The 15,083-nt window shown below is 30.8% G+C and carries 18 protein-coding genes and 3 pseudogenes; 18 read left to right on the top strand and 3 right to left on the bottom strand.

Going from position 1 to position 15,083, the window contains the following annotated elements:
* Positions 1-124: 124 nt before the first annotated feature.
* From ACJJVN_RS08130 to ACJJVN_RS08110, 5 genes are all read left to right on the top strand, one after another.
* On the top strand, positions 125-748 hold the full coding sequence (locus tag ACJJVN_RS08130; RefSeq protein WP_405377756.1) for a hypothetical protein: 624 nt from the start codon (positions 125-127) through the stop codon (positions 746-748).
* Between the two features lie 149 nt (positions 749-897).
* Positions 898-1,539, top strand: coding sequence for a hypothetical protein (locus ACJJVN_RS08125; protein WP_405377755.1), 642 nt, complete (start codon positions 898-900; stop codon positions 1,537-1,539).
* Between the two features lie 133 nt (positions 1,540-1,672).
* Entirely contained in the window at positions 1,673-2,521 is an 849-nt protein-coding gene (locus ACJJVN_RS08120; protein WP_405377754.1) for a hypothetical protein, read from the top strand.
* A 398-nt stretch (positions 2,522-2,919) separates the two neighbouring features.
* Positions 2,920-3,576 (top strand): hypothetical protein, encoded by a 657-nt coding sequence (locus ACJJVN_RS08115; protein WP_405377753.1) that lies wholly within the window; start codon positions 2,920-2,922, stop codon positions 3,574-3,576.
* 206 nt (positions 3,577-3,782) lie between these two features.
* On the top strand, positions 3,783-4,283 hold the full coding sequence (locus ACJJVN_RS08110; protein WP_405377752.1) for a Clp protease N-terminal domain-containing protein: 501 nt from the start codon (positions 3,783-3,785) through the stop codon (positions 4,281-4,283).
* A 49-nt stretch (positions 4,284-4,332) separates the two neighbouring features.
* Here ACJJVN_RS08110 and ACJJVN_RS08105 read toward each other — a convergent pair.
* Positions 4,333-4,638, bottom strand: a pseudogene (locus ACJJVN_RS08105) (transposase); the annotation flags it as partial.
* Between the two features lie 150 nt (positions 4,639-4,788).
* Between ACJJVN_RS08105 and ACJJVN_RS08100 the strand changes: the two are divergent.
* From ACJJVN_RS08100 to ACJJVN_RS08085, 4 genes are all read left to right on the top strand, one after another.
* Positions 4,789-5,325: a hypothetical protein gene (locus ACJJVN_RS08100; RefSeq protein WP_405377751.1), complete on the top strand. Its 537-nt coding sequence runs from the start codon at positions 4,789-4,791 to the stop codon at positions 5,323-5,325.
* Positions 5,326-5,472: 147 nt separating this feature from the next.
* A complete protein-coding gene (locus ACJJVN_RS08095) occupies positions 5,473-5,979 on the top strand; it encodes an Imm63 family immunity protein (RefSeq protein WP_405377750.1) in 507 nt (168 codons plus the stop codon).
* Between the two features lie 399 nt (positions 5,980-6,378).
* Complete coding sequence (locus ACJJVN_RS08090) at positions 6,379-7,113, top strand: hypothetical protein (RefSeq protein ID WP_405377749.1); 735 nt, start codon at positions 6,379-6,381, stop codon at positions 7,111-7,113.
* A gap of 215 nt (positions 7,114-7,328) precedes the next feature.
* Positions 7,329-7,811, top strand: a complete 483-nt coding sequence (locus tag ACJJVN_RS08085) for a hypothetical protein (protein WP_405377748.1) — start codon at positions 7,329-7,331, stop codon at positions 7,809-7,811.
* Positions 7,812-7,861: 50 nt separating this feature from the next.
* Here ACJJVN_RS08085 and ACJJVN_RS08080 read toward each other — a convergent pair.
* Positions 7,862-8,876 (bottom strand): annotated as a pseudogene (locus tag ACJJVN_RS08080) (IS110 family transposase).
* A gap of 389 nt (positions 8,877-9,265) precedes the next feature.
* Here ACJJVN_RS08080 and ACJJVN_RS08075 point away from each other — a divergent pair.
* Positions 9,266-10,222, top strand: a complete 957-nt coding sequence (locus tag ACJJVN_RS08075; protein ID WP_405377747.1) for a hypothetical protein — start codon at positions 9,266-9,268, stop codon at positions 10,220-10,222.
* Positions 10,223-10,266: 44 nt separating this feature from the next.
* On the opposite strand, the pseudogene ACJJVN_RS08070 reads toward ACJJVN_RS08075, so the two are convergent.
* Positions 10,267-10,572: pseudogene (locus tag ACJJVN_RS08070) on the bottom strand (transposase); the annotation flags it as partial.
* 184 nt (positions 10,573-10,756) lie between these two features.
* Between ACJJVN_RS08070 and ACJJVN_RS08065 the strand changes: the two are divergent.
* From ACJJVN_RS08065 to ACJJVN_RS08030, 8 genes are all read left to right on the top strand, one after another.
* Entirely contained in the window at positions 10,757-11,242 is a 486-nt protein-coding gene (locus ACJJVN_RS08065; protein WP_405377746.1) for a hypothetical protein, read from the top strand.
* A 284-nt stretch (positions 11,243-11,526) separates the two neighbouring features.
* Positions 11,527-11,766, top strand: a complete 240-nt coding sequence (locus tag ACJJVN_RS08060; RefSeq protein ID WP_405377745.1) for a type II toxin-antitoxin system ParD family antitoxin — start codon at positions 11,527-11,529, stop codon at positions 11,764-11,766.
* The gene (locus ACJJVN_RS08055; protein ID WP_405368878.1) at positions 11,759-12,046 is read left to right on the top strand and encodes a type II toxin-antitoxin system RelE/ParE family toxin; all 288 of its coding nucleotides are present in this window, start codon (positions 11,759-11,761) and stop codon (positions 12,044-12,046) included. The genes ACJJVN_RS08060 and ACJJVN_RS08055 overlap by 8 nt, the downstream gene beginning before the upstream one ends.
* Before the next feature lie 255 nt (positions 12,047-12,301).
* Positions 12,302-12,655: an SMI1/KNR4 family protein gene (locus ACJJVN_RS08050; RefSeq protein WP_405377744.1), complete on the top strand. Its 354-nt coding sequence runs from the start codon at positions 12,302-12,304 to the stop codon at positions 12,653-12,655.
* Between the two features lie 8 nt (positions 12,656-12,663).
* Positions 12,664-13,092, top strand: a complete 429-nt coding sequence (locus ACJJVN_RS08045; RefSeq protein WP_405377743.1) for a hypothetical protein — start codon at positions 12,664-12,666, stop codon at positions 13,090-13,092.
* Between the two features lie 74 nt (positions 13,093-13,166).
* Entirely contained in the window at positions 13,167-13,550 is a 384-nt protein-coding gene (locus ACJJVN_RS08040) for a VOC family protein (RefSeq protein WP_405377742.1), read from the top strand.
* A 360-nt stretch (positions 13,551-13,910) separates the two neighbouring features.
* Positions 13,911-14,648: a hypothetical protein gene (locus ACJJVN_RS08035; RefSeq protein ID WP_405377741.1), complete on the top strand. Its 738-nt coding sequence runs from the start codon at positions 13,911-13,913 to the stop codon at positions 14,646-14,648.
* Positions 14,649-14,825: 177 nt separating this feature from the next.
* Positions 14,826-15,071 (top strand): hypothetical protein, encoded by a 246-nt coding sequence (locus ACJJVN_RS08030; protein ID WP_405377740.1) that lies wholly within the window; start codon positions 14,826-14,828, stop codon positions 15,069-15,071.
* Positions 15,072-15,083: the final 12 nt, after the last annotated feature.

Genomic DNA, 15,083 nt, shown 5'->3' with positions numbered 1-15,083 from the left:
GCGTTTATAGTAGAAAAGATAAAAGCAAAATATTTATATTTAGCTAAGTTATAAACCGAAACGAAAGTGCTTATCAATTGCCCTACGTTTCTTATACGTAGACGTTGTACGCAATTATAAAAAGATGAAAACAGTAACCATAATTGGAATAATAGTATTTTTATTTATTACAAATAGAAGTGATAAATATTTTGAGGGAAGAATAACCTACAAACAGACATATACGTCAGAAAAAATTAATACCGATTCATTAGCCAATGTAAGTCCAAATGGAAATGTATACGAGATAAACCACAGATATTACAGAGGATTAACCTATGCCAAGGATAGTGCCGAATTCATACTAGATGGCCAAATAGGAAGAAGCTTATATAAAACAAGAAATCAATTAATTTTTACCTGCTACGACCATACGCAGGCGAATTCGAAAATAGGAGCTGTTACGCAGAATGATTCGATTGAAATAATAAACGGATTTCGCTGCAAATCTTTCGAAATCACCTCAAATGGGAGAAAGTCAATTTATTATTATTCGTTGGATTACAAAATGCATCCCACCATCTATTCAAAATATGCTGAATGGAATTGGAAAGATGAAATGGAATTAGCAAATGGAGGAATAACGATTAAGAGTATTCATCAGAATGATATGTACAATTTAATTATCGAAATCGAATCAATAGAAGAGATTCCTTTTAAAGACAATTACTTCTATGTTGAAAATGAAAAAAAAGAAGACGGATGCTAACTGCGTACAACAACGGCTATAATTCATTGTGGCGGAATTTCCTACTCGGAAATTCTTATCTTTAAACCAACGCTTGGTTCTCGCGGAATAGTCCTTGTGGACAATTCCACAACGAAACCATAGCCCAACCGTTACCACACATTTGCGAAATGACGACATTTATAGTTTTAATAACAATATTTTCAGGAATTAGTTTAGTGCTGATTTTGAAAAAATATGACTTTCCAAAACTGGAAAAAGTTATTAGAAAAATCTCATTTTACTCTTTAATCGGAATTTTAATCTGTATTGTACTTCTGGTTTTTGACTTCCGACCAAAAGGAAAATACACAACCTCAATAATTGGACTGACATTCTTGCTGTCTACAATACTATTTTTCGGATTGACTAAAAACAGTTTGACCAAAATATTTAGCGGAATTTTGACAATACCAATTTTCATTTTCGGAATATTAAGTATGTTTTGGGAAATGGGATTTGTGTTTTTTTATTTAATCACTTTGCCATTTCAGCCACCTTTTTCAAAATCTGAAATTAATGCTAATCATAACGTAGAAGTACGAGTTGGCGGATTTTTCGCTTGTGGAGAAAGTTTAGTAATTACAAAATCCGAATTTGGAATTTTAGACAAACAGCATTATGTCGGAAATAACTTTTGCGTGACTGGAATCGATAAAATTGAAACTTTAGAATTTAAAGAAAATGATGTGGAATTTTTAATATATCACGATGGAAAAACTGAATTTGAAAACCCATATAAATATCAACCTGAAATGAAAAACGTGTGGTAACACCGTGTATAATTAATTGCTTGTTTCTAGCCTACTTACGAATATTCCTGCGGAATATTCTATTCGGTTTTTATTTGCTAAATTAGTTGCTCAAACACGCAACTAATCATACACAAACACGTTGGCATTTATTATGAAAAAGAACTTTGCCATTTTATTAACAACACTACTTTCAATAAGTTTCGGTTTCTCTCAAATTCCAATTAAAGAATATCGTGCGGAAATTGAGCAGTTGGAAACAGACGCTCAAATAAATGAATATTGGAATGACTTGCATAAAATTGACCAAGAAATTCTGGTCAAAACAAGTGATTTAAAGATTGCTGACAGTATTTCAATATCGAATATGATTAAAACGTCTTTGATTTTTGATATTCACGGAACAAAAGGATATAATTCGAGAGGTTATAGCGGATTTTTACCAATACTAAACCTTTCTCATAACTACATTGGACAAAGCCAAATAGCATATTGGCCTGTAATTGAAATGTGTGCGGAAATTGGTGGAGCTATCGAAAGTTTTGGCGGAAAGTATCCTGCATACCAACTCGAAAGTGTATCACTAACTTTTTACAATTACTCACTATACAATCAGGAAGAAAAATATCCGATTCTCGTAAGTAAATTGAGTGAAATAAAAACTTTGAATATTGCTGACGAACTTCTAAAATCTTTTAAACACCAAAATCAATTGCGTAAATTGAGTGAAGTTGCAGTCCTAAACAAGTGGTATCGACAGTCATTTAAAGACCGAATTGACGAAGGCGAATTTTCGATTGTAAAAATGTCAGATGACAATCTTTATTTAAAAAAATATGGAAGAATTCAAAAGCTTGAATTGATTAAAACACGTGCTGAATCAAAAACTTACAGAATAGAAAACGAACCTTTTGGCTGGAATTATGTTTACGGAAATGATGGGAGTTTAACTTTAATAGACGAAAAGGAAAACCAATTAATTAAGTATACTTTGGCGAAATAACAAATGCCAACAAAGAACTGTGGTAAAAAACAAGCGAATTTCACTTAATTTCTAACAAGTACACTTCTATATCCGTCATCATATATTAATCCTGCTTTTGCTATAGCAAAAGCCTGTTTTAAGACTCCAAAATTACTAATCGGCCTGAACGGGCAAAGGTGTAAAACGCCTTGTCTTAAATCCGGTGCATACTTGCTTTTGTCATGCTGCCACAAATAACTGGCGTGAACAAAGCATAAAGCGTATCAGGCGTTTTAAACGCTACCTGTGAGGCTGTATAATTCATAATTAGTCTATCTTTAAAATCCTAAATTAACATCTTTAACATTGGGATACAAAGCAAAACGCCTCACACGCCTTATACCTTTGCCCGTTAGCCACAAGTTGAACAAACTGCAATGAAAGAAACATTCGTCGGACATAAATTTAAATTACTGAATTCCGAAAAAACAGGAATTACTCTTGAATTGAATAGTTGGAGTTCTGAAAATATGGTGGAAAAATATTCAGTCAGTTTCGATAAAGAAAATATTATTGAACGAATAACAAAAGACCGTATTTCTTTCGGAGAAAAAGTCTCTAAAACTGATTTTTTTAAACGGTTAATAAGAGATATTCAAGCATCAGAGGAAAAGACAAGAGAATTTGCATCTGCAATTCTTTGTGATTTTCTTGAATTTGATATTACGGATTTTGATTTAAAAGACTTAAAGCTCGGAATTGAAAACATAATTGAGCAAATAACTGTCGAAAAGAATGTTAATTCAGAACATAAATTAGTAGAAGGCTTATTCGAATTTATTTGGCATAAAAAACTATCTAAAAAAGCAGAAGTTCAATTATTAGAACGCCTAACCGAAATTGATTCCTATCATATTTGGAGTTATTTAGAAGACGAATTAGAAGATGAGTATGAAAATTTAGGTTCTGAAAAATTAAAAAAATACTATATCGAAAATAAACCTAAATGGGATGAGAAAAACGATTCTCTATATGGCAAAAAAAGTATCTTAGATAAAGTAAAATCAATATTTACGAAAAAAACCAGTGGCTAACACGGTATAAAAAACATAGGGCTTTTGTGTTAACTTCAAAGTTCTGTGTTTATTTATGAAGTCCGCCAAATATAAAATTTGGCATTTATAGAAGAAAAGATAAAAGCAAAATATTTATATTTAGCTAAGTAATAAACCGAAACGATAGTGCTTATCACCTGCCCTACGATTTCTTATACTGAACGTTAGGCAACATTTGAGAAAAAATGAAATTTAGTAAAGAATTTGATGATTTAGTAAAAAACAGCCGAGAAACAGCAGTTGAATTTGGTTGGAATTTTATTTCATCTTATCATTTTTTAATAGGAATTCTAAAATCTGACAATCTACCGAACAGAATATTTAAAACTAAAAATTGGGAATTTGAACAACTCTCAAAGTCTTTGATTAAAAAAAAGAGCGAAGCAGTAGAAGGGAATTATTACTTGACCAAAGAATTGGAAACAAGTATAAAAAATGCAAAATTCTATTCTTGGATTTATGGAGCAACTGAAATTAAACCTGAACATCTAATGTTTGCAATGCTCGCTGATAAAAAAAGTGATGCTGGAAAGTATTTGAACTCGGTCGGAATGGATTACTCTAAATTCAAATCGGAATATCAAAAAATTAACGAATTAAAAGCAAACAAATTTTTGGAATCGATAGGAAAAAGTAATCTAGCTGTGCAAATTGGAATTCCAAAATTGATAAACAAACTGAATTAAAAAAACGTTGCCTAACAAAGAACTGTGGTAAAAAACAAGCGAATTTCACTTAATTTCTAACAAGTACACTTCTATATCCGTCATCGTATATTAATCCTGATTTTGCTATGGCAAAAGCCTGTTTTAAGAGCTTATTACAGACAGCTATTAAGGCTAGTTTTTTACTCTTTCCTTTGGCTACTATTCGATCGTAAATTGCCTTGCATGCTTTGTTGTATTTACAAGCATTAAAACTGCACATAAACAGTAGGTTTCTTAGCTTCTGGTTACCTATTTTACTTATTCGTGCTCTTCCATTTATGCTCGTTCCGCTTTGCCTTATAATAGGTGTTAATCCAGCATAACTGCATAGCTCACGTAAATCATGCATAATTAATTGCTGGCTTCTAGCCTACTTACGAAAGTCCTCACGGACTTTCTATTCGGTTTTTATTTAATAACTTAGTAACTTGATCACGCAACAAACCATATACAACAACGTTGTGGTGCATTTAAGACGAACATTGTGGGTTACGAAATATATTTCATAAAAAAGAAAGACCTGAACGCGGAAAATGCTAATTCGATTTTAGAATCAGCAGAACCAACTGAATCAGATGAACTCTTTGTGTCTAAAGATTTAATGCTGAAAATTAAGACAATCTTATTGGAAAAAGAATTGAGTTTTGAAGTTTTTGAAAGTAAATCTGAAGATTATATTGAACTGAATTTCCCGACTTATCAAATTTCGATGTTTAATAGTCAAATTGCAATTTCTCTACCTTATTGGGATTCGAATAGCAATAACGGAATTAACAAAGAGATAAAAATAATTACAAATGTTCTTATCGAAAACGGATTTACTGGATTTGACCCACAAACTGAACAAATCATTATCGAAAAATTTGAATTCCAAAAAGCGTTTACAGAAACTAAATCGGTTGTGAGTGAACATTTCAATAAAAACGAAAATCTGAATCACAATAATTTTTTAAAATATATTGGAATAAGTTTAGCATTTATATTAATCGGAATTATAGTTTGGAGAATTTTAAAGAAATAAAAACGACACGACAACAAGCCGTATAAAATTAATTGCTAATGCAGGCTTACTTATGAAATTCCTCTCGGATTTTCTATTCTGTTTGTATTTGCTAAATTAAGTGCTTAAACCACTCAACTAATCTTATACAACAACGTTGTGCAACATATGACAAAAACCGTAACTGAAATACAAAATATAGTAAATCAATTGGCTAAAAAGATAAATGCACCAAGCTATTTACTTCCGACATTTAGCTCACCTATTGGAGATGCGACACCGAATATTGAAGTTGATAATTTCGGACTTTATAATTATGTGATTTCGGAACGAGGAAATGAATATGAAAAGAAATTAACTTCTGACTTGAATGAATTATTATACTGGATATTTTCTTCTGTGACTTTTTCTATGGCTTGCGACTCCGAATTGAAAAACAGAATTGCGGCTAAAGATTGTAGAAGAATAATGTTCGAAAAACAGGAAGAATTACTCGGACTTTTAAACGAAGAATGGGAAGAAAAGGAAAAGAAAGAACATCAATCAATACTGATTAATAATCCATATGACGATTTAGCTGGATTAAGGGCTACTTATTGCGGAGAATTAAGAGCAAAAGGACTTTCTGAATCTGAAATTGATAAAAAAGCATACGAAAAGTATCCTGAAATATAAATACGTTGCCCAACAAAGAACTGTGGTAAAAAACAAGCGAATTTCACTTAATTTCTAACCAATACACTTCTATATCCGTCGTCATCATATATTAATCCTGCTTTTGCTATAGCAAAAGCCTGTTTTAAGACTCCAAAATTACTAATCGGCCTGAACGGGCAAAGGTGTAAAACGCCTCGTCTTAAATCCGGTGCATACTTGCTTTTGTCATGCTGCCACAAATAACTTGCGTGAACAAAGCATAAAGCGTATCAGGCGTTTTAAAGGCTACCTGTGAGGCTGTATAATTCAAAATTAGTCTATCTTTAAAATCCTAAATTAACATCTCTAACATAGGGATCTAAAGCAAAACGCCTCACACGCCTTATACCTTTGCCCGTTACCCAATATTACCAACTGATGAAAATAAAAAGGCAATCTATTAATTCTTCTTTGGGTTATTTGACAATAATTCCTTTGATTGCGATTATACTATTCATTGTTAATAAAAAAGAGAATACATCTATAAAATATGATGTTTGCCATAACCTAAAAAAAAAGATTTTTACTCTTGACAAAAGTATATACATAACGCCTAATTCCGTATTTAATGACGTCGATTTAAACTTTTTAAAGGAAAATTTAAACTTGAATTTAAATGATTGTGGGGGCGATTTAATAAAATATAGCTCTGATATAAAGCATTTAAAAAAGTTAAAATTAATTTACAATACTCCTAAATTATGTCCAGGTATACACTACCGTAGTTATTTTACTATAACCCTCAGAGATAAGCTACCTTTTGTTGAAAATGATTTTATTCAAATAAGCTCTATTGGAGATAGTTTATCAAATTATCTTTTAGAGGAGGAAAAATATTCTAAAGTAGTTTTTGATTTTAAAAAAAATGACAATTCTAAAAAAGTATCTGATATATTAGATGAAATTATAAGAGGATATTCTATAGCTTACGATTCATTGAGTTTTAGAAAATTTAAAAGATCATTTTGCCAAATAAACGAAAAAGAGATTGAAGATTTAAAACTAGATTTTAAATTAATAATTCCAACTAAAGAAGGTATTAGTGGTCGACCACCAGCTCCTGCACCTCCACCTCCATCCCTTAATAAAATAAATGTAATTAAAAACCCTTAAAAGAATTAACATTGGGTAACACGGTTTATAAAACATAGCTAATTAAGTGTTTAATCGAAAGGTTTGTGTTTTATTTGCTAAGACCGCCAAGTTTTTAATTTGGCTTATAAACTGAGAAGTTAAATCAAAATATAAAAAATTGGCTCTGTGCTAAACCCAAAATGTAGTATCTTTTTACACGCTACGTTTCATACACTGAGCCGTTACCTACAATTATGAAAATCCGCATTCTATTAATATTATACATTCTGATTTCAGCTTGTAAACAAAATAAAAAAGATACTCAAGCGGAAATTATTACTGATAAATCAAAATCTGAATTAAAGAATAAAACTGAAATAATTATTCCTGAAAATATCGATTCTGAATTTAAATTTTTTCTTGATTTTTTTAATAAAGATTCTACTTTTCAAATAAGTAGAGTTGATTTTCCAATTAAAATAAAGGATTTCCAAAAAGTTGAATTTGAGCTGAACGAACGAATAATAAATCAGAGTGAATATGTCCTAAAAAATATCTCTATAAATAAGACATCTGAAAAAGAAGTTTTTGGAGAATATGAACAGATTATAATAATCGAAAATGAAAATGCTCTAATCGAAATTAACGGAATTGAAAACGGAATAGCAATTGAATATGAGTTTAAAAAAATTAATGGAAAATGGAAGTTAATAACTTGGACTAACCAATCAACATAAAAAGAACTGTAGGTAACAAAGAACTGTGGTAAAAAACAAGCGAATTTCACTTAATTTCTAACCAGTACACTTCTATATCCGTCATCGTATATTAATCCTGATTTTGCTATAGCAAAAGCCTGTTTTAAGAGCTTATTACAGACAGCTATTAAAGCTAGTTTTTTACTCTTTCCTTTAGCTACTATTCGATCGTAAATTGCCTTGCATGCTTTGTTGTATTTACAAGCATTAAAACTGCACATAAACAGTAGGTTTCTTAACTTCTGGTTACCTATTTTACTTATTCGTGCTCTTCCATTTATGCTCGTTCCACTTTGCCTTATTATAAGCGTTAATCCAGTATAACTGCATAGTTCACTTCCACTTTTAAAACGTTCAAATCCATCGGTTAAAACAACTAACATTAAAGCAGTCTTATCTCCTATTCCTGGAATGCTTTTTAAACGTGTTAGAACATCTTGATGCACCTGTTTTACTAAGGCTAGCAACTTATCCTCTATTAATTTTATTTCTTTCTGTACTTGTTTTAAACTGCGTTTTATAGAACTGACAACTACTTTACTTGGATTTCCTAAAACGGACTCGCCATGTAGTTTGTTTTTATACATAGTGCTTTGTTTGGTCAGCATGGACAGTAGTCTAGTCATTTGAAGGCATTCTATTTGATGTTTAGAATTACCTTGCCACAGCTTTAATTCTAACTGTTGTGCATAAGCACAAATCAATTTAGAATCACTTTTGTCTGTCTTTATTTTAGACAGATGTCTTCCTATAATTCCGCTTTCGCGAAAGCGAACTCGTAAAAGTCAAGTGTATAAATCGCTTTACAGATAAAGGATTCTCTACCGACACTTTCTTACCTGATTCTAATAGATAATAAGCCAGTTGGTAATGATAATATCCAGTAGCTTCCATTACACAATGACTGTTATCATCTAACAACTTTACCAACTTTTTAAAGCCTGATACGTTATTCTTAAACTGATAGTATTTACCATCGGAATCGGTAACATCAAATACCAAATGACTGATGTCTATTCCGAAATATTTAATATCTTTATTCATTATAATATGTTTTTGGAAAGGACAACCTACGCGAGTTTCAACAACTTAAAATCGAGGTCTTAAAAGCCTCATAGAACTGTACGAAATCTGTGTAGAAAAGAGAGGGGATTTTCAATGTTGACGAGATCTGAAGTCTCTACGTATATAATAACCTTATTCCTCTCTTTTGTTCTTTCTATTTATAAACCTTTAATTTAGTGATTTCAAACTTAAGCCGTATATAATTTATTGCTGGCTTTTTGCTTACTTACGAAAGTCCTCGCGGACTTTCTTGGTCGGTAATTATTTACTAAATTAGTTGCTTAAACCGCGCAACAAACCATATACAACAACGTTAGCAATAATTAACCAGAACACCGAAAACCAACAGATTATAATTAAATAAACGAATGGAAAAAGTTATTTTCGATACAAATGCTTATAGGTATTTAGTAACCAACAAAAAAAATAAAGGTATTGATGCCTTAATCAAAAAAGTAAATCATCGAGAAAAACAAAATGGAATTGAATCATTATTAAATCCAATTGTTGCAAAAGAATTACTTGCGCATATTGCAAATAAAAAAGACAGTTCTTATACAAAGTGTTTAAAAGCAATTAAAGCACTTTATTATCATAGTGGAAATAATACTGATTATTCAATGATTCCTACACCTGAGTTATTAATCAGTAAATCATTCTTTAATAAAGTTATTAATCGTAGAGTTGAAACAAATAAAGCATTTGGACAAATGGTTTATCACTTTGCTAAGAATCCAAATAAATATGTTGAAACAAAATTTCAACATAAATTGAATTTGAATGCTAAAGATGTAAAAGACGTTGAACAAGGGTTTGCAGAAGAAATGGAAAAGTTTCTAGAAGTAATTGACCCAAACCGAAATGGATGGAATGTTTTTGAAAATGACCCAATTGGTCGCAAAAAAGCTCTTGAAAGCGTAAGAAAAGAAGAAACATCAACTTCTATTGCTTTAGGATATCTTTTTATAACTCGTGGATTATTAGTTGAAGAAGGTCAGTTAGAAGCAAAAAGTCAAGATGAATTAATGAATGAACTTCGCCCAATGGCAGAAAAGTTTATTAAAGTATTTCCTGAACCAATAGCTCTTTATAAATCGGTTATGGAAAATATGATAACTAGCGATTTTAATTTATTCGAAAAGAATAGAGCAAACTTTATTTGGGACATTCAAATGATGTTTTATATAGGACAAAATTCTGTTCAAGATTCTAAAATGATATTTGTAACATCTGACAAAGCAATGATTAAAAGCGCATTGGGAACTAATCCAAACAATACTATTTTGAACTTTGATGAATATATGGAATATCTAGGATTAAAATAACTATTGCTAACAAAGAACTGTGGTAAAAAACAAGTGAATTTCACTTAATTTCTAACCAGTACACTTCTATATCCGTCATCGTATATTAATCCTGATTTTGCTATGGCAAAAGCCTGTTTTAAGAGCTTATTACAGACAGCTATTAAGGCTAGTTTTTTACTCTTTCCTTTAGCTACTATTCGATCGTAAATTGCCTTGCATGCTTTGTTGTATTTACAAGCATTAAAACTGCACATAAACAGTAGGTTTCTTAACTTCTGGTTACCTATTTTACTTATTCGTGCTCTTCCATTTATACTCGTTCCGCTTTGCCTTATCATAGGTGTTAATCCAGCATAACTGCATAGTTCACGTAAATCATGCATAATTAATTGTTGGCTTCTTGCCTACTTACGAAAGTCCTCGCGGACTTACTATTCGGTTTTTATTTGCTAAATTTAGTGCTTAAACCACGCAACAAACCATATACAACAACGTTGTGCGCAATAAACTAAGCATTACAATTATTTGGCATTCAAGGATTTAAAAAAAAAAATGAAAAATAACATTAAGCTGTTTATTACTTTTCTAGGAACGATATTTCTTATAACGATACAATCATGTAGTCAGCTAAGTGAGCTTGAGCAAATCTCTAAGAGACTTAAAGAGGCTCCCATTGATTCTGAACAAGAATTTTCGGGCTATGTGACATTTATGGAAGTTAGTTGGAAAGACACAAAACGTCATACAATGGGTAGCGGGAAAGATATGGAATTGACTGAAGATGGAGAATTGCTCTCTGACTTCAAAACTATTAGAATTACAGTTTATGAAGAGAAAGGGAAAAGCTTGGGGATTTTATTGTCAACAGACAATAATGAATTTGATATGTTATCAAAATATGATTATCAGACTTTGAAGAGTAAAAATCAAAGAGTGAGATTGAATTTGACAGCAAGGAAAGTTGATGATGGTGTGTGGAGGTTGGCTAAACTGACTTCTTTTTCTCTTGAGGAAGGAACACCTATAATAGTATTATAAAATTGCACACAACATAGAACTGTGGTAAAATACAAGTGAATTTCACTTAATTTCTAACCAGTACACTTCTATCCATTATTAAATAGCAATTTACTTCTGCTCCACCATTTATGCTACATGTGATAAGTATGAATTCTAAAATTGTTTTGTACTTTCACATCTACAACTTAACCAAAAATAACAGCATACCAATGAGATGGCTTACTGGCATTGTGCCTTTGATTGTTGTAACACATTTGAAGGTGATTCGTAATTGATGTATATTTGCACCAAATAATTGAGTTATGTCAAGACAAAGTATATCATTTACAGAACCTAACGACGAATGGCTGAAAGCACAAGTCAATGGAAAAGAATATTCAAGCAAAAGCGAATTAGTAAACGATTTAATTAGGCAAGCTAGAAAACAACAAGTCGAAATTGACTGGATTCGAACTAAATTGGAAAAAGCGGAAAATAGCGGATTTACAAGCGAATCAAAAAATGAAATTTTAGCTCAATCAAAAACTTTATTGAATGGCTAAATATCGATTAAGTAACGAAGCTAAAAATGACTTAATCCGAATCCATCACTATGGAGTTAAAAAATTTGGAATGACTCAAGCGGATAAGTATTTTGAATCATTCTTTAAATATTTTGAAATTATATCCCAAAGGCCTTTTTCATTCGAGTCCGTTGATTATATAAAAAAAGACTACAGAAGATGTGTTTGCGGAATAGATAGTATTTACTATAAAATAAATAATGACATTGTTGAAATAATGGCAATTGTCGGAAGACAAGATTTAAACAACATACTGTAATCTCAATAAAAGAAACTGTTGCCAACAAAGAACTGTGGTAAAAAACAAGTGAATTTCACTTCATTTCTAACCAGTACACTTCTATCCATTATTAAATAGCAATTTACTCCTACTCCACCATTCATGCTACATGTGATAAGTATGAATTCTAAATTTGTTTTGTACTTTCACATCTACAACTTTAGCTAATACAAACAACTAAGTGAATTCATTTCTAGTTGTATCTATAGCTATTGTGTTAATTAGTTTAACCATATGGAAAATTTGAATAAAATAGAACAAGAACTTAATTTGAATTTTCCATCTATTTATAAAAAGTTCTATTTGGAATGTCAAAAATCTGTTCCAAAGGGTATGGTTGGAACTGACTTATTTCACAATAAAAGTGAGCTAAAAGAATGGGCTTTAGAATTGTTAGAAGAAGATAATGCTGAAAACTTTCTGACTGACAATGACTTTGTTTTTATGATGCACCAAGGATATATGTTTTGGTATTTTAAGATAGATGGAAATGAAAATCCAAGTGTTTATTTTTATCGAGAAATGAGCTTAAAACCAGATAAACTAACTGATTTAAAAACATTTCTATTGGAATATCCGAAAAACTAAAATGTCAAATGCAAAAAACAAATTCTAAATTCTTAAAAAATCAATTAGAAAAATTTCTATCAGAGAATGAGGTAGAAAACTTCATAATGGAAAATTTTGAGGAAATAGAATACATTATCAAATATGACCCAACTGAAAAACAAGAATCCAAAACAAATTCGGATGATATTATGAAATTATGGTCTTTACCAAACGTAATTGGAAAGCAATTAAATTTGAATAACGTTTGTGAAAGGTTAGTTACCTACAAAAATGAAATTCCTCTTTGGATAAAAATAGAATCAACGGATGACAATAATGTTTTGAAGTTATTAATAAGTAAAAGATTTAGAAAAATAAAAATAATAGATGAATGGCACAAAGACAATGAATATAAACCCATTCTAATAGATAAAACATCATACAATCGATTAGACGACTCTAATTTAAACAAATAGAAAAGAGACCATCAAAAATAAAAACACACCTTCAATAGTTCTTAGTTGTCTTTTAACCTAATCATAAATATATCATGCCTACTTTTTTCTTCAATCACATAGCTCTTTCTGTAACAGATGTGGATACATCTATTGCGTTTTTTCAAAAAGTACTTCAATTAAAAGAAATTAAGAATACCGCCTCTGACTCAAAAACGAGATGGTTGTCCCTTAATGAAGGCAGACAATTGCACTTGATTCCACGACCTGATTTTCAGATAAAAATTAATAAAGCCGTACATTTTGCTTTAACCACAACTGACCTAGATTCCTTTATAAATACCTTAAAAGAATTGGACGTGGAATACTCAGACTGGTTAAACACACCTAACAAAGATTACATACGCAAGGATGGAATAAGACAGGTTTACTTTCAAGACCCAGATGGGTACTGGATTGAAATTAACGAGGCTATTTAATATAGCATTTCACAGGCATCCATTTTTTAATTAGAAAATCCTAGACTTTTTAAGTAAATACTCTTCTGTAAGAAACAATTTTAGTACTACTCTACTTCTACTGCTATACTGGCGGTTCTCATACATAACGATTTAAAAACACTACTACTTTCCTGTTATGCTTTGATGTGATAAAATCAATTTTATATTCATGCCGTGCGCACACACGCTATATATTTAATTGCTTAATTTAGTACTATTATCAATAGTTGTTACTCGCTTACTTTTTTTACCAAAATAACCTTGCGGTTAAAGCCGTTACTATTCTCTAATATACCTTTAGGATTAATTATGAAAAGTAAACTGAATTTTTTACTCCTTATGACAACTATTATAATTTCCTTTTCATGTAAAAATGAAAAAGAGGTTATTTTAAAAGAATCCATAGATACTTTAAAGTCAGATGTTTCAAAGGATAAACTTCAGACTATAATAAAAAGTAACCTTACCACTACACATACTCCTCGTACATTGAGTAGTGACTACACCATTCACTCCATAGGACACAATGATGTACTAGACGATACTGAAAAAGACACTACTTATACCATAGGTGACAACCGATACATGATAGCTAAAAAAGGTTATTTATTATTTAATAATCATAAGATCGAGCTAGAAAATGAAATGAGAATAGAAAAGGCATTTCTAACTGAAGACAAGAATAATATATTCTTATTCTATACCTATGCCGATTATGATTCTGCAGGTAGTAGAGCCTTGTCGATCGACAAAGAATCTTTAGAGATAAAATGGAATCAACATATAGGCGCTTTTAATTTATCAGAACCGGTAATAGATCATGATGTGGTTTATATTTCTTCTTTTGGGCATTTCAGTAAATTATCATTAAAAACTGGTGAGTTTTATTGGAGATTAGACGATTTATATGAAAAGTATAAAATGAATAATTTAATACAACTTATCACTTACGACAGTATAAATCTATACATTTATCCTGAACGCCATCCATCAAAAAGTTATGATAGCTTATTTGTAAACGACGTGACTGGAAAAATAATTAAGGACCACGCAATAGACCGCGCTTCTAAGAACTAAGAGTGACGCATGATAATTCTCAATTGCTATGTGCTTTTCAAAATAAGACTATAGCTATTTGTAGTATAAACTTAATGGAATGCCTTATTTGCGTTATATCTTTGACTTCTTCCTTCAATTAACAAAAGCAAAGCAAGAGGCTACAAATAATATTAATTATTACTTTATAAAAACCCCATGATCATAGAACAAGAAGAAAAATTTAAAGAAGTACATTCTAAAATAGAAGGAGAAATAACCGAACAGAGCTTCTTTAATATGTTCTTAAAGTTATATCCTGACGTGTGGAAAAAGCATAAAATTATGTTTTCTAAATTTAATAGGAGTAAACAATTCGGCCAGACCATTCCGTTACCCAAACCTGAAGTTTCGTTGAGAAAAGAAATTAGAACGTATTTATTAAAACTAAAAAAGCAGAACTAATTCTGTTATGAC

It is taken from the genome of Nonlabens sp. Asnod3-A02 (genome assembly GCF_045063755.1).
Classification (GTDB): Bacteria; Bacteroidota; Bacteroidia; order Flavobacteriales; family Flavobacteriaceae; genus Nonlabens; species Nonlabens xylanidelens.
Note: the sequence above shows the minus strand (reverse complement) of the source record. Positions and strands in the feature narration are given on the sequence as shown.

Excerpts from the sequence above, each read along its gene's own strand:
- ACJJVN_RS08050 (WP_405377744.1), top strand. The coding sequence starts at position 12,302 with ATGGAAAATTTGAATAAAATAGAACAAGAACTTAATTTGAATTTTCCA.
- ACJJVN_RS08060 (WP_405377745.1), top strand. The coding sequence starts at position 11,527 with ATGTCAAGACAAAGTATATCATTTACAGAACCTAACGACGAATGGCTG.
- ACJJVN_RS08085 (WP_405377748.1), top strand. The coding sequence starts at position 7,329 with ATGAAAATCCGCATTCTATTAATATTATACATTCTGATTTCAGCTTGT.
- ACJJVN_RS08115 (WP_405377753.1), top strand. The coding sequence starts at position 2,920 with ATGAAAGAAACATTCGTCGGACATAAATTTAAATTACTGAATTCCGAA.
- ACJJVN_RS08090 (WP_405377749.1), top strand. The coding sequence starts at position 6,379 with ATGAAAATAAAAAGGCAATCTATTAATTCTTCTTTGGGTTATTTGACA.
- ACJJVN_RS08030 (WP_405377740.1), top strand. The coding sequence starts at position 14,826 with ATGATCATAGAACAAGAAGAAAAATTTAAAGAAGTACATTCTAAAATA.
- ACJJVN_RS08120 (WP_405377754.1), top strand. The coding sequence starts at position 1,673 with ATGAAAAAGAACTTTGCCATTTTATTAACAACACTACTTTCAATAAGT.
- ACJJVN_RS08075 (WP_405377747.1), top strand. The coding sequence starts at position 9,266 with ATGGAAAAAGTTATTTTCGATACAAATGCTTATAGGTATTTAGTAACC.
- ACJJVN_RS08110 (WP_405377752.1), top strand. The coding sequence starts at position 3,783 with ATGAAATTTAGTAAAGAATTTGATGATTTAGTAAAAAACAGCCGAGAA.
- ACJJVN_RS08040 (WP_405377742.1), top strand. The coding sequence starts at position 13,167 with ATGCCTACTTTTTTCTTCAATCACATAGCTCTTTCTGTAACAGATGTG.
- ACJJVN_RS08095 (WP_405377750.1), top strand. The coding sequence starts at position 5,473 with ATGACAAAAACCGTAACTGAAATACAAAATATAGTAAATCAATTGGCT.
- ACJJVN_RS08125 (WP_405377755.1), top strand. The coding sequence starts at position 898 with ATGACGACATTTATAGTTTTAATAACAATATTTTCAGGAATTAGTTTA.
- ACJJVN_RS08055 (WP_405368878.1), top strand. The coding sequence starts at position 11,759 with ATGGCTAAATATCGATTAAGTAACGAAGCTAAAAATGACTTAATCCGA.
- ACJJVN_RS08130 (WP_405377756.1), top strand. The coding sequence starts at position 125 with ATGAAAACAGTAACCATAATTGGAATAATAGTATTTTTATTTATTACA.
- ACJJVN_RS08065 (WP_405377746.1), top strand. The coding sequence starts at position 10,757 with ATGAAAAATAACATTAAGCTGTTTATTACTTTTCTAGGAACGATATTT.
- ACJJVN_RS08045 (WP_405377743.1), top strand. The coding sequence starts at position 12,664 with ATGCAAAAAACAAATTCTAAATTCTTAAAAAATCAATTAGAAAAATTT.
- ACJJVN_RS08035 (WP_405377741.1), top strand. The coding sequence starts at position 13,911 with ATGACAACTATTATAATTTCCTTTTCATGTAAAAATGAAAAAGAGGTT.